The following is a 13,048-nucleotide window of genomic DNA, read 5'->3' as shown; positions in this document are numbered from 1 at the left end:
CGTATAACCTTGGCGAAGTTAATTAATAAATAAGCTCGTAAGCTAACAGGTGATTTATGAAAATATTAGTAACAGGTGGTGCAGGTTATATTGGTTCGCATACCACAATTGATTTAATCGAAGCTGGTCATGAAGTTGTTGTCGTTGATAACTTGGTTAATAGTAAACCTGAGGCGTTAAAACGCGTTGAAAAAATCTGCCAAAAAACGATCCCGTTTTATCAAGCAGATATTCGTGATTTTGATGCACTAAATACGATTTTCAATGAACACAAAATTGATTCTGTTATTCATTTTGCTGGTTTAAAAGCCGTTGGCGAATCAACCGAAAAACCACTTGAATATTATGATAATAACGTTAATGGCTCTCGAATTTTAGTTGATTGTATGCTTAAAAATGAAGTTTATAGTCTTATTTTTAGCTCTTCAGCAACTGTATATGGTGACCCTGCGAGTGTTCCAATTTTAGAGTCCTTTCCATTAAGCGCTACAAACCCGTACGGTCGTAGCAAGCTGATGGTTGAAGAAATTTTAAAAGATGTGTCTTTTGCGAACGATAAACTAAGTGTGGTTTTACTGCGTTACTTTAACCCAGTCGGTGCACATAAAAGTGGCACAATTGGTGAAGATCCAAATGGCATCCCGAATAATCTCATGCCGTTTATAGCTCAAGTCGCAGTTGGTAAGCGCGAAAAGTTATCAGTATTTGGTGACGATTATTCAACACCTGACGGTACCGGGGTGCGTGATTACATTCATGTTTTAGATTTAGCGCGTGGTCATGTACAAGCATTAGAAAAATTACATAACAAATCAGGTACGCATGTTTATAATTTAGGTACAGGTAAAGGCAGCAGTGTATTAGATATGGTTAAAGCGTTTGAAGCTGCCAGTGGTAAACCGGTTCCTTATCAAGTTTCGCCACGACGTCCGGGTGATATTGCGCAATGTTATGCTGATCCGACGTTTGCAGAAAAAGAATTAGGTTGGACTGCTAAGCGTGACGTTAAAGAAATGGCTGAAGATACATGGCGCTGGCAATCAAATAATCCAAATGGTTATGAGAGCTAGTTAAGCTGATTAAGTTAATGCTAAGGCATTGACTTATATTTTATTTGCGTAAATGGCAAAAGCTGATTTTTTTGAAAATCAGCTTTTTCTGTTTGAATGAAACAGAAAAACTCTCGTTTGATGATAGTATACATATCCCATCATATAACTCGCCAAGCGGTAAAGTGAAATGTATTTTCTAAAATATAGATTTATACAGTTACTGAATTTTATTCTGTTAGCTTCGCCGTCGAATTCAATTTAAACTCTGATTGAGTTAGGGTAATATCACCTGCACTCTATTTGTAATTGCGTTATAAATTCTATGGCAAAAAAAAATGATATACAGTTTCAGCAAATTATTGAAGCTGCTATTTTTGCATCAGATACACCTTTAACCATTGAGCAGTTACAAAGCTCGGTATTAGCCGAATTTGCTTTGTCTAAACGCAAAATATCTCAACTGATAAAAAAAATTCAACTCGATTTTGATCCGCGTGGAATAGAACTGGTTAAGTTAGGATCTGGCTATCGGTTTCAAACTCGTTCAACCCTAAGCCCTTGGGTTAGCCAATTATGGCAAGAAAAAGCGCCTAAATATTCTCGTGCTATGTTAGAAACTTTAGCGCTCATTGCTTATCGACAACCTATTACTCGAGGTGAAATTGAATCGGTGCGTGGGGTTGCGGTGAGCAGTCAAATTATAAGAACTTTACAAGAGCGTGGCTGGGTTAAAGTTATCGGTCATAAAGAAGTTGCCGGTCGGCCTGCTTTATTTGCAACAACTGCATCGTTTTTAGACTATTTTGGGTTACAATGTCTCGAAGATTTGCCTGCGCTAATTGAAGACAAGCTGTCGGAGCAAATCACTTCTCATTAACTTTATCAGATTCGGGAGAATCAGATGTCAGAAAAAATTCAAAAAGTGTTAGCCAGAGCTGGCAAAGGTTCACGTCGAGAAATGGAACGCGCGATCGAAGAAGGACGAGTGAGTGTTAACGAAAAAGTCGTGAAAATTGGTGAGCGTATTGAAGAAAACGATGTGCTAAAACTCAATGGTCATGTTGTTAAATTTAAAGCGCATGCTGACATTCCATGTCGGGTGTTAATTTACAATAAGCCATTAAGTGAAGTTTCAACCCGTAACGATCCAGAAAAGCGTAAAACTGTATTTGATCGCTTGCCACCATTAAAAGATGGCCGTTGGGTATCAGTAGGTCGTTTAGACATTAATACAACCGGCTTAATGCTATTTACAACAGATGGTGAGCTTGCTAATAAATTAATGCATCCATCCAATGAAATTGAGCGTGAATATGCCGTTCGAGTATTTGGTGAGTTAACGGATGCTAAAATTCAGCGTTTACGCCAAGGGGTTCAGCTTGAGGACGGCCCAGCGAATTTTACTAAAATTAAGTTTCACGGTGGCGAAGGCATTAACCGTTGGTATCATGTGACTTTATCAGAAGGCCGTAACCGAGAAGTAAGGCGCATGTGGGAGTCGCAAGACGTTCAAGTGAGTCGACTATCGCGAATCCGCTATGGTGATATTAAATTGCCCCGTACATTACCTATGGGTGGTTGGGCGGAATTAGAAGTTAAAGATATTAACTATTTACGCAAGTTAGTTAGTTTGGCTCCGATTAGCATGGTTAAAGAAGTCGATGCTAATAATAAAATAAAAAATATTAAAGCGAATCGTATTCGCAAAGCAATTCGTAAATCCGAATTACGCAAAACTCGTCCAGCGGGCAAGTCAGCGCGTAAGCGTCGACGAGTCTAATTTTTTAACGATTAATTGGTCCAAAGCCAGCTAAATATCGTTGAGCGTTTAGCTGGCTTATTATTTTTATGAAACGAAAGAAATATGAAGCAGATATCCCCTGGTGTGTCGAACAGTTTTCAGGCGGTGGGATATTTGATGATTTATCTAATCTATTAAATTTATCAGACTTTTCGAGCTTTCCATCCGCGGCACAATTAACACAGTTAATGACACAGCTACAAGCAGATCAAAAGTTAAAACCCGTTGAGTTTATTGCTCAGTCAGACTCAATGAATTGGCATGGCATGAGCTATGAAGAGCTTATTTTTGCTAAACAGAAAATTCCGACTCGTATTGATAATTGGCACGATCTGTTTAATGCCTGTATTTGGGCTTTATTTCCTAATACTAAACGTTGTTTAAATGAATTACATGTGAACGACATAACGCAATATGGTTTGAAGCAGCGAACAAAACAACGAGATGCATTAACTTTATTTGACGAGTGTGGGGTGGTTCTTGCTTATACGCAAGATACCGATAAAACGGCATTGAAAACTCATTTGTGGCTTGAAAGTTTTTGGCAAAATCGAAGTCGCTGGTTTACAAGTATAAAACCATTTATATTTGGCCATGCCATGTATGAAATGAGTTTAAAGCCTTTTATTGGGTTAACGGCAAAAGCTTATTTTTTACGTGTATCTGATGATTTTTTTCAATGGCCAGCAGCTCAGCAGTATCGATATTTAGACCAGCAATTAGCCAGAGAAATCGCCGAGCAAGCAACACTTAAAAACAATCAACATCTATCTCCGTTACCTATTTTAGGGGTACCTTTTTGGTATGATGATAATCAAGAGCGCGAATTTTATTTAAACGAAAATTATTTTAGACCGAAACGCCAACCTAAAGTGATAAAAAACAAAGAAAAAGACATTCAAAGCAACTAAAAAATTGAACGTATTGGTTTAAATGTTTAAGCAAGTGCGATTAATGCTTGTTTTATTAAGGTATCAGGTAAAATAAAACAGCGGTGTCTTTTGTTTAAAGCACCGCTGTTGTTATTTGCAAGTATTTGCACGCTTTAGCTTTTTTATTTAGGCACCACTTGTTGTAACTTTTTGAGCTTATTGATAATAGCGGGTTGAGTAATAGGTTCTTCTGACAAAAGGACCATTACACTGTTTGCTGCTACCGTTTGGCTCAGTGTCTGACCGATATTAATAATTTCGCCACTGGCTGCATCTGTATAATTGCCGGCTTGAATCAATTGGTTTAGCTTAATTGTTGTTGGTTGATTTGCCTTATTTAACAAAACCAAAGCGGTTTGATTAATACCGTCTTTTTGATAAATACGGTAAAACGCAGCTGTGTCTTGGTTAAATTCTAAATTTAACTGTAAGCCTTTTTGTAATGCGATGTTATTTTGTCTAATTTTGGCAATATTCGCCATAGCTTGTGCAATTGGGTGCTGTTTTGCTTTATCAATGCGCTGTTGTCCATAATAATTTCTGTTTCCCTGATGTTCGCTTGTGCCTGCCATAAAGCCAGTTTCAGAGCCATAGTAGACTACTGGAATACCTCGACTCGTAAATAACCAGTTGTTGGCGTTGATAAATCCATTGGTATCAGTATTCATTCTAGCCATATCGTGATTATCATAAAAAGTCATTAGATCGTAAGGGTTATGGTAAGGACTTTGTTCAAGATATAAGTAACTTTGAATATCTGCATAGCTGTTATCTGGATTTTCAAATAAGCTTGTCATGGCTTTTTGCCCAGGAAAATCTAAGACACTTACTTTGCCATTTTCCGGTAGCGTGTGCTGTGCAATTTTGTTTGCATCGTATTCAAAACTTTCACCAAACATAAAAAAATCTGGGTGTTTTGCTCTAATTTTGTCGGTAAAGTCTTTCCAAAACGAGTGTGGCATATGGCGAATTGTATCAATTCTAAATGCATCCGCACCTTGCTCTAGCCAATATAAATACGCATTTGTGAAATAATCTAATACAGCAGGGTTGTCAAAATTGGTATCAGATAATTGAGCGAGATCAGGTTGGTTTCGGTAAAATTGATGAAGCGGATTTTCTGGGTCTAATTCAGTTGGATGCAAATTTTGATGATCCGCGATTAAGGTCCCATGTTGGTCATAAATTTTACCAAATCTGCCTTGCTCGTGTGGCATGGTATAAGCTGGCGAACCATGGTTGGCGACTACATCTAACACCGTTTTTAAGCCTTTATTTTTCATGGCTTGGGCATAATCTTTAAACTTAAAGTTAGTGGAATATAAATGTTCGTCTTCTTGCCAAAAATTAACGCCCCAATAACCATGGTAGCCAGTTTTCCCACCGTCTTTGAACATTTCACCAAAATGGATTTGCTCGCCTCCTGAAAAGGCTTGATTTGGATTATCTACAATTGGGGTTAGCCAAACTGAACTAAAACCTAATGACTTTATATAATCAGCATTTTGATAAATACCTTTATAATCGCCCCCTAAGTAACCTACGTTTGCAATTTTTCCGTCAGGTCCAGCTAACTCGCGGTCAAATGTTGGATATGTACCACCTTGTTTAGGGTAGTTATTGCTTGGATCAGCATCAACAAATCGGTCTGTTACCACAAAATAAACAGCCTCACTCGCAAAGGCTTCAGTCGTGCCGTAAAATTCATCAACTGCTTGCTTAGAAGAGGGTGCATTGACAGTTGCACAGCTTGTTAAAGCCAGTGAAGCTGTTGCTATCATGTTAAAACAAATGCGGCCAGAGAGCCGTTTATTAGATAAACAATTCATATAAAGTCTCATTTTAATAATTGTGCTTGAAAGATAATTTTAGACTAATTATTTTTAAATAAACCTAGTTTACATACGTATTCAATTGAATTAATAGAATAAAAAATCATTAACAAAACCGCCATAAAATTAATTTTAAAGCTGCATACGTATGCATGGTGCGTGTTCAAAATGATCAGTTAAGATAAATGTAAATGAGAGTTTAAAGGCGTGATAATGCCTGTTAGAAAAAGCCAATGAGGTGAAGCATGAGTAATAATATTGATTGGTGGCGTGGTGCGGTAATTTACCAAGTTTATCCAAGAAGTTTAAATGATAGTAACAATGATGGCATTGGTGACATTGCAGGTATTATTGAAAAACTAGATTACATTTCAAGTTTAGGGGTAGATGCTATTTGGGTATCACCTTGTTTTAAATCCCCAATGAAAGATTTTGGTTACGACATAAGTGACTATCGTTCTATTGATCCTATATTTGGTAATTTAGCCGATTTTGATCGGTTAATTGAAAAAGCCCATGCGTTAGGCATTAAAATTATGATTGACCAGGTGCTAAGCCACACTTCAGATCAGCATGATTGGTTTACTCAAAGCAGACAAGATAAAACCAATGACAAAGCAGACTGGTATGTTTGGTCTGACCCTAACCCAGATGGTACGCCACCGAATAATTGGCAGTCTATTTTTGGCGGCCCTGCGTGGCAATGGGATTCTCGCCGATGTCAGTATTATTTGCATAACTTTTTGGCCAGTCAGCCTGATTTAAATTTTCACAATCCAGATGTACAGCAGGCTGTGTTAGATAATGTGGAGTTTTGGTTAAAAAGAGGTGTTGATGGTTTAAGATTAGATGCCATTACTTTTTGTTTTCATGATCAAGCATTACGAGATAACCCAGCTAAACCGGAAAATGAAAGAGCAGGGCGCGGGTTTAGCGAAGACAATCCTTACGCTTACCAATATCACTACTTTAATAACGAAAGGCCTGAAAATTTAGGCTTTATAGAAAAAATTAGAGCCCTGTTAGATGCTTACCCAGGCACAGTTTCTTTAGGTGAAATCTCATCAGAAGATTCTTTAGCGACTATGGCAGAATACAGTAAAGGTGATGATCGTTTGCACATGACCTATAGCTTTGAGTTGCTAACAGATGATTTTAGTGTTGATTATATTAAAAATACAGTATTAACGTTGGAAAACGCGTTAACTGATGGCTGGCCTTGTTGGGCGGTTGGTAATCACGATGTAGCACGTGTTGTTAGTCGCTGGGGAAATAATACAAATAATCCAGATTTTGCCAAAATGGTGACGGCTATGTTGGGGTGTTTACGAGGCAGTTTATGTATTTATCAAGGTGAAGAGCTAGGGTTAACCGAAGCTAATGTACCTTATGATGAATTACAAGACCCTTACGGGATTGAATTTTGGCCTACTTTTAAAGGGCGAGATGGTTGCCGTACTCCCATGCCTTGGGATAGTAAAGAAATTAATGCGGGCTTTTCACAAGGTCAGCCTTGGTTACCAGTTGACCCTGCGCACCTTGAAAAGTCAGTCAATGTGCAGCAAGCACAGCCAGACTCAGTATTAAATGCTTACCGGGCCTTTATGCATTGGCGTAAAGCACAACCCGCGTTAGTATTAGGAGATATTGAATTTTTAGATTGGCATAGCAGCTGTTTAGCCATTAAGCGGATTGATCGTTTATCGGGCCAAACTATTATTGCTGTATTTAATCTATCATCTAATCCGGTCACCTTTGTATCCGGTTTAGCAGAAGATGCGCAACAAATTAAACTAGAACTTCATAATAACGGAGAAATTAACGGCCAAGAGTTGACAATTCCCGCATTTGGCGTATTTTTCTCTACCTTCCAATAAGCCTTAGCATTAGCTTCGGGCGGTTTGCTCTAATCCTGACTGTTTTAGTCAAGTATAAACTTGACTAAAACAGTCAGGTAATAGATAATAGCAACATCGACCACGGAGAATAATGTAATATGAGACTAACATCAAAAGGGCGCTACGCCGTAACAGCCATGCTAGATGTTGCTCTGCATACAGAAGCGGGGCCTGTTCCACTTGCTGATATTTCAGAACGACAAGATATCTCTTTAAGTTATCTCGAACAATTATTCGCTCGGCTTAGAAAAAATGGTGTTGTTAGTAGTGTGCGAGGACCTGGCGGCGGCTATTTACTCGGGCGTGAAATGAGCAACATTTCTATTGGTCAAATCATCAGTGCCGTTGATGAGTCTGTTGATGCAACTCGTTGTAACGGTAAATCTGGTTGTCAGGGCGGTGCCCAATGTTTAACTCATAGTTTGTGGGACGAGTTAAGTAATCGCATTGCGTCGTTTTTAAATGACATCAGTTTACAAGAATTGGTCGAAAAGCAAGAAGTGAAACAAGTTGCTGAACGTCAAAACAATAAACAAAAAACACATTCAGCTTTTGCTTTAGGTGATATTTCATTAGATGAAATCAGCTAAGACCTATTAAGTTAATAATTTATCTATTTATATGATTGTTTGCGGAGAGATTAATGAAGTTACCGATTTACCTTGATTATTCAGCCACAACCCCGGTAGATCCACGGGTTGCTGAAAAAATGATGCAGTGTTTGGGACCAGACGGCGTGTTTGGTAATCCCGCATCTCGTTCTCACCGTTTTGGTTGGCAAGCAGAAGAGCTTGTGGATATTGCACGTAGCCAAGTCGCTGACTTAATTAATGCTGACCCAAGAGAAGTTATTTTTACATCGGGTGCGACCGAATCAAATAACCTTGCAATTAAAGGTGCGTCTAAATTTTACAGTAAAAAAGGCAAACATATTATTACTGTAAAAACAGAGCATAAAGCAGTATTAGACGCCTGTCGTGAAATGGAGCGTCAAGGCTTTGAAGTGACTTATTTGGATGTTGAACAAGACGGCTTAATCAACATAGATACATTTAAAGCAGCGCTTCGTGAAGACACTGTATTAGTGAGTGTTATGCACGTAAACAATGAAATTGGTGTTATTCAAGATATTGAAACTATTGGCGAATTATGTCGCGCCAATAAAACTATTTTTCATGTTGATGCGGCCCAAAGTGCTGGTAAAGTTGACATAGATTTAACACAGCTTAAAGTGGATTTAATGTCGTTTTCTGCACATAAAGTTTATGGTCCTAAAGGGATTGGCGCTTTGTATGTTAGACGTAAGCCACGTATTCGTTTAGAAGCACAAATGCACGGTGGCGGTCATGAACGTGGTTTCCGTTCAGGCACGTTAGCAACTCACCAAATAGTGGGTATGGGCGAAGCATTCCGCATTGCTAAGGCCGAAATGACAGCTGAAAACGAACGTTTAATGGGACTTAGAGATAAGTTGTTAGCCGGTGTTAAAGATATTGAAGAAGTTTATATTAACGGTTCGGTTGAACATAGAGTTGCTGGTAATTTAAACATCAGTTTTAACTATGTTGAAGGTGAATCTTTAATTATGGCGTTAAAAGATATGGCAGTTTCATCAGGCTCAGCTTGCACTTCAGCGAGTTTAGAACCGTCTTATGTATTACGCGCATTAGGATTAAATGACGAGTTGGCGCATAGTTCAATTCGTTTTAGTATGGGTAGATTTACCACTGAAGAAGAAATTGATTATGTGGTTGATGTTATTCAAGATGCAATCACCAAACTTCGTGAAATGTCGCCTTTATGGGACATGTTTAAAGACGGTGTTGACCTAAGTAAAGTTGAGTGGGCTCACCACTAAGATAAGAGGTATTGAATCATGGCATATAGTGAAAAAGTAATTGACCATTATGAGAATCCTCGTAATGTAGGTAGTTTCGAAAAATCAGATAGCAGTGTTGTTACTGGTATGGTTGGTGCGCCAGCATGTGGTGACGTAATGAAATTGCAATTGAAAATTTCAGATGATGGTATCATTGAAGACGCAAAATTCAAAACTTACGGCTGTGGCTCTGCTATAGCTTCTAGCTCATTAGTAACTGAATGGGTTAAAGGTAAGTCAATTGAAGAAGCCTCAACGATTAAAAATACAGATATCGCACAAGAGCTTGCGTTACCACCAGTTAAAATTCACTGTTCAATTTTAGCTGAAGATGCAATTAAAGCCGCGCTTAACGATTATAAATCAAAGCGTAGCTAAGCCTTGTTTTATTCATTAAATTAGGAGTTATACCCAATGGCAGTGACATTGACCGACGCCGCAGCCACCCGAGTTAAGCACTTCCTTGACAATCGAGGAAAAGGCATAGGTTTGCGCTTAGGGGTTAAAACCTCGGGCTGCTCGGGTATGGCTTATATTATTGAATTTGTAGATGAACTGAATGCTGACGATCAGGTTTTTGAAGATAAAAGCGTTAAAGTGATCGTTGATGCGAAGTCATTGTTATACCTTGACGGTACTGAACTTGATTTTGCAAAAGAAGGTTTAAATGAAGGTTTTCAATTTAATAACCCGAATGTATCTGATGAGTGTGGTTGTGGGGAAAGCTTCCACGTTTAAACCCAAGTTCAAGCAAACTTTATAACGAGCATCGATAGGTGATAAATGAATTTTTTTGAGTTGTTTAACTTAGAAGCGGGTTATGACCTTGATGTTAAATTATTAGCTGAGCGCTACCGTCAGTTGCAGCGTGCTTTTCATCCTGATAAATATGCATCTGGGAGTGAATCTGAACGTTTATTGGCGGTAAAAAAATCAGCTCAAATCAATGATGCATTTTCTACACTGAAGTCACCCGTTGCTCGTGCTGAATATCTACTTAATTTAGTAGGTATTGATTTAGCACACGAAACGAAAACGCTGCAAGATCCAGAATTTTTAATGCAGCAGATGGAGTATCGTGAGCACTTAGAAGATGTGCAAGCAATGAGTGACCCTTTTCCCGCAATTGTTGATTTTGAAAAAACATTAGCGCAAGAACAGGCAACACTTCAACAATCCATTAGTCAGCAGCTCGCTGACGCTGCATACGACGATGCAGCCAACTCAGTTCGTAAATTAAAGTTTATTATTAAGCTTAATCACGAGCTCGAACGACTTGAAGACCAAGTTACTAACTAACAATCAATTAAATCAATCATTATGGCTTTATTACAAATATCTGAGCCTGGTCAAACTACCGCTCCTCACCAAAGAAAGCTGGCGATTGGTATTGACTTGGGTACAACAAATTCTTTAGTTGCAACAGTACGAAGCGGTGAAGCTCAGCCCTTAGCGGATGAGTCAGGCGTTAAAATGCTGCCGTCAGTTGTACAGTACGCAGAATCTGAAACACGGGTTGGCTACGCTGCGCTCGCGCAAGCTGAAGCTGATCCTGAAAATACTATTATTTCGGTTAAACGCTTTATGGGGCGTTCGTTAGATGATGTATTAACGACTTATCCAGAATTACCTTACCATTTTGAAGGAGACTCAGCTCAACTGAGCAGAATTAAAACTCGCCAAGGCGATAAATCGCCTATAGAGGTTTCCGCTGATATTTTGGCGAATTTAAAACTTAGAGCAGAGCGAGTATTAGGCGACGAATTACAAGGTGCTGTAATTACCGTCCCCGCTTATTTTGATGATGCTCAACGCCAAGGTACAAAAGATGCTGCACGCATTGCAGGGTTAAAAGTTTTACGCTTATTAAATGAACCTACCGCCGCCGCTATTGCTTATGGACTGGATTCAAAGCAAGAAGGTGAAATTGCCGTTTACGATTTAGGTGGCGGCACTTTTGATATTTCAATTTTAAAGCTGGATAAAGGTGTATTTGAAGTTTTATCAACTGGCGGTGATTCCGCATTAGGTGGCGATGATTTTGACCAAGCCATTGTTGATTGGATTAAACAAAATGCGAAATTAACTCAAACATTATCATCGCGTGAGCGTCGGGTTTTAAAAGAGCAAGCCAAAAAAGCGAAAGAAGCTTTATCAGATGCTGACTCAACGCAAGTGCAAATTAAGTTAGATGATGGGAATCAAATCAATCTAAGGTTGACCTTGGTTGAATTTAACGAGTTAATCGCGCCTTTAGTGCAAAAAACCATGATCGCTTGCCGACGCGCGTTGAAAGATGCAGAATTAAAGCCCGATGAAATAAAAGATGTAGTTTTAGTGGGTGGTTCAACTCGCGTACCTTTAGTGAGAGAAAAAGCGGCTGAATTTTTTGGTCAAACGCCATTAAATTCAATTGATCCTGATGAAGTTGTCGCGGTTGGCGCTAGTATTCAAGCCGATATTTTGGTTGGCAATAAGCCAGATTCTGATATGGTTTTATTGGATGTAACGCCATTGTCTTTAGGCCTTGAAACTATGGGCGGTCTAACTGAAAAAATCATTGGCCGTAATACAACGATTCCCGTCGCTAAAGCTCAAGAATTTACTACATTTAAAGACGGTCAAACAGCTATGGCTTTACATGTAGTTCAGGGTGAACGTGAATTAGTTAAAGATTGTCGATCGCTTGCTAAATTTGAATTACGCGATATTCCACCAATGGCTGCTGGTGCTGCGCACATTCGAGTCACATTTCAAGTGGATGCAGATGGATTGCTATCGGTAACCGCAATGGAAAAATCAACAGAAGTGCAAGCCAGTATTCAAGTTAAACCTAGCTATGGCTTGGAAGAATCTGAAATACTAGATATGTTGAAATCGTCAATTGATAATGCACAAGATGATGTTGAAGCTCGACGTTTAGCCGAACAAGTCGTGGAAGCAGCTAGAATGCTCGAATCATTAGGAAATGCATTAAAGGCAGATGGTCATTTGCTAGAGGACGATGCAAGAAATGCTTTATATGCAGAGTTAACTCAATTACAAACGCTTTCTCAGCAATCAGATGTAGACGCAATAAAAAAACAAATTGAAAAAATTGATCACTTGAGTCAAGATTTTGCTGCTGCGCGTATGGATGAATCAATAAAACAAGCCCTTAAAGGCCAACAGGTAGACGAGATATAAAATGCCACAAATTATTTTTTTACCTCACCCAGAGCTTTGCCCTGATGGTGCGGTATCGGAAGCTGAAACAGGTGAAACTGTATTAGACGTTGCTTTAAAAAACGGAATTGATATTGAACATGCTTGTGAAAAATCTTGTGCATGTACAACTTGTCATGTCGTTGTTCGTGAAGGTTTTGACTCATTAAAAGAAAGTGACGAATTAGAAGACGACATGTTAGATAAAGCTTGGGGATTAGAGGCTGAATCTAGGTTAAGTTGCCAAGCTTATGTTACAGACGAAGACTTGGTGGTAGAAATACCCAAATATACCATCAATATGGTGAGTGAAAATCACTAAATAAAAAGCCAGCAACTTTGCTGGCTTTTTTATAACCAAAATTATAATAAATTTTAACCAGTTATATATGAATTCGTTAACTTTATCGCATTTAGTTGAAATTGCTTGACGAACCCTATAAAAAGCTT

The 13,048-nt window shown here is 38.7% G+C and carries 13 protein-coding genes; 12 read left to right on the top strand and 1 reads right to left on the bottom strand.

Going from position 1 to position 13,048, the window contains the following annotated elements:
• The first annotated feature begins 56 nt into the window (after positions 1 to 56).
• The 4 genes from galE (at position 57) to OLW01_RS07450 (ending at position 3,764) form a co-directional block, all read left to right on the top strand.
• Positions 57 to 1,070 (top strand): UDP-glucose 4-epimerase GalE, encoded by a 1,014-nt coding sequence (gene galE, locus OLW01_RS07465; protein WP_268073164.1) that lies wholly within the window; start codon positions 57 to 59, stop codon positions 1,068 to 1,070.
• A gap of 304 nt (positions 1,071 to 1,374) precedes the next feature.
• Positions 1,375 to 1,929: an SMC-Scp complex subunit ScpB gene (scpB, locus tag OLW01_RS07460; RefSeq protein ID WP_268073162.1), complete on the top strand. Its 555-nt coding sequence runs from the start codon at positions 1,375 to 1,377 to the stop codon at positions 1,927 to 1,929.
• Positions 1,930 to 1,953: 24 nt separating this feature from the next.
• Positions 1,954 to 2,832, top strand: a complete 879-nt coding sequence (gene rluB, locus OLW01_RS07455; protein WP_268073160.1) for a 23S rRNA pseudouridine(2605) synthase RluB — start codon at positions 1,954 to 1,956, stop codon at positions 2,830 to 2,832.
• A gap of 68 nt (positions 2,833 to 2,900) precedes the next feature.
• Positions 2,901 to 3,764, top strand: coding sequence for a DUF3025 domain-containing protein (locus tag OLW01_RS07450; protein ID WP_268073158.1), 864 nt, complete (start codon positions 2,901 to 2,903; stop codon positions 3,762 to 3,764).
• A gap of 143 nt (positions 3,765 to 3,907) precedes the next feature.
• Here the strand turns inward: OLW01_RS07450 and OLW01_RS07445 are convergent, their stop codons facing one another.
• Positions 3,908 to 5,614: an alpha-amylase family glycosyl hydrolase gene (locus tag OLW01_RS07445; protein ID WP_268073156.1), complete on the bottom strand. Its 1,707-nt coding sequence runs from the start codon at positions 5,612 to 5,614 to the stop codon at positions 3,908 to 3,910.
• 248 nt (positions 5,615 to 5,862) lie between these two features.
• Between OLW01_RS07445 and OLW01_RS07440 the strand changes: the two genes are divergently transcribed.
• The 8 genes from OLW01_RS07440 (at position 5,863) to fdx (ending at position 12,920) form a co-directional block, all read left to right on the top strand.
• Entirely contained in the window at positions 5,863 to 7,494 is a 1,632-nt protein-coding gene (locus tag OLW01_RS07440) for an alpha-amylase family glycosyl hydrolase (RefSeq protein WP_268073155.1), read from the top strand.
• Positions 7,495 to 7,613: 119 nt separating this feature from the next.
• A complete protein-coding gene (gene iscR / locus OLW01_RS07435) occupies positions 7,614 to 8,105 on the top strand; it encodes a Fe-S cluster assembly transcriptional regulator IscR (RefSeq protein WP_268073154.1) in 492 nt (163 codons plus the stop codon).
• A 53-nt stretch (positions 8,106 to 8,158) separates the two neighbouring features.
• Positions 8,159 to 9,373, top strand: a complete 1,215-nt coding sequence (locus OLW01_RS07430) for an IscS subfamily cysteine desulfurase (protein ID WP_268073152.1) — start codon at positions 8,159 to 8,161, stop codon at positions 9,371 to 9,373.
• An 18-nt stretch (positions 9,374 to 9,391) separates the two neighbouring features.
• On the top strand, positions 9,392 to 9,772 hold the full coding sequence (iscU, locus tag OLW01_RS07425) for a Fe-S cluster assembly scaffold IscU (RefSeq protein ID WP_268073150.1): 381 nt from the start codon (positions 9,392 to 9,394) through the stop codon (positions 9,770 to 9,772).
• Positions 9,773 to 9,808: 36 nt separating this feature from the next.
• Complete coding sequence (gene iscA / locus OLW01_RS07420; RefSeq protein WP_268073148.1) at positions 9,809 to 10,132, top strand: iron-sulfur cluster assembly protein IscA; 324 nt, start codon at positions 9,809 to 9,811, stop codon at positions 10,130 to 10,132.
• A 45-nt stretch (positions 10,133 to 10,177) separates the two neighbouring features.
• A complete protein-coding gene (hscB, locus tag OLW01_RS07415) occupies positions 10,178 to 10,693 on the top strand; it encodes a co-chaperone HscB (protein ID WP_268073146.1) in 516 nt (171 codons plus the stop codon).
• A 21-nt stretch (positions 10,694 to 10,714) separates the two neighbouring features.
• Positions 10,715 to 12,580 (top strand): Fe-S protein assembly chaperone HscA, encoded by a 1,866-nt coding sequence (gene hscA / locus OLW01_RS07410; RefSeq protein ID WP_268073144.1) that lies wholly within the window; start codon positions 10,715 to 10,717, stop codon positions 12,578 to 12,580.
• A 1-nt stretch (position 12,581) separates the two neighbouring features.
• Positions 12,582 to 12,920 (top strand): ISC system 2Fe-2S type ferredoxin, encoded by a 339-nt coding sequence (fdx, locus tag OLW01_RS07405; protein WP_268073142.1) that lies wholly within the window; start codon positions 12,582 to 12,584, stop codon positions 12,918 to 12,920.
• The last annotated feature ends 128 nt before the right edge of the window (positions 12,921 to 13,048 follow it).

The sequence above is a fragment of the Catenovulum adriaticum genome, from assembly GCF_026725475.1.
GTDB classification, from domain to species: Bacteria; Pseudomonadota; Gammaproteobacteria; order Enterobacterales; family Alteromonadaceae; genus Catenovulum; species Catenovulum adriaticum.
The sequence above is the reverse complement of the archived record's forward strand: the minus strand, read 5'-3'. Positions and strand labels throughout refer to the sequence as shown.

Excerpts from the sequence above, each read along its gene's own strand:
- galE (WP_268073164.1), top strand. The coding sequence starts at position 57 with ATGAAAATATTAGTAACAGGTGGTGCAGGTTATATTGGTTCGCATACC.
- scpB (WP_268073162.1), top strand. The coding sequence starts at position 1,375 with ATGGCAAAAAAAAATGATATACAGTTTCAGCAAATTATTGAAGCTGCT.
- rluB (WP_268073160.1), top strand. The coding sequence starts at position 1,954 with ATGTCAGAAAAAATTCAAAAAGTGTTAGCCAGAGCTGGCAAAGGTTCA.
- OLW01_RS07450 (WP_268073158.1), top strand. The coding sequence starts at position 2,901 with ATGAAACGAAAGAAATATGAAGCAGATATCCCCTGGTGTGTCGAACAG.
- OLW01_RS07445 (WP_268073156.1), bottom strand. The coding sequence starts at position 5,614 with ATGAATTGTTTATCTAATAAACGGCTCTCTGGCCGCATTTGTTTTAAC.
- OLW01_RS07440 (WP_268073155.1), top strand. The coding sequence starts at position 5,863 with ATGAGTAATAATATTGATTGGTGGCGTGGTGCGGTAATTTACCAAGTT.
- iscR (WP_268073154.1), top strand. The coding sequence starts at position 7,614 with ATGAGACTAACATCAAAAGGGCGCTACGCCGTAACAGCCATGCTAGAT.
- OLW01_RS07430 (WP_268073152.1), top strand. The coding sequence starts at position 8,159 with ATGAAGTTACCGATTTACCTTGATTATTCAGCCACAACCCCGGTAGAT.
- iscU (WP_268073150.1), top strand. The coding sequence starts at position 9,392 with ATGGCATATAGTGAAAAAGTAATTGACCATTATGAGAATCCTCGTAAT.
- iscA (WP_268073148.1), top strand. The coding sequence starts at position 9,809 with ATGGCAGTGACATTGACCGACGCCGCAGCCACCCGAGTTAAGCACTTC.
- hscB (WP_268073146.1), top strand. The coding sequence starts at position 10,178 with ATGAATTTTTTTGAGTTGTTTAACTTAGAAGCGGGTTATGACCTTGAT.
- hscA (WP_268073144.1), top strand. The coding sequence starts at position 10,715 with ATGGCTTTATTACAAATATCTGAGCCTGGTCAAACTACCGCTCCTCAC.
- fdx (WP_268073142.1), top strand. The coding sequence starts at position 12,582 with ATGCCACAAATTATTTTTTTACCTCACCCAGAGCTTTGCCCTGATGGT.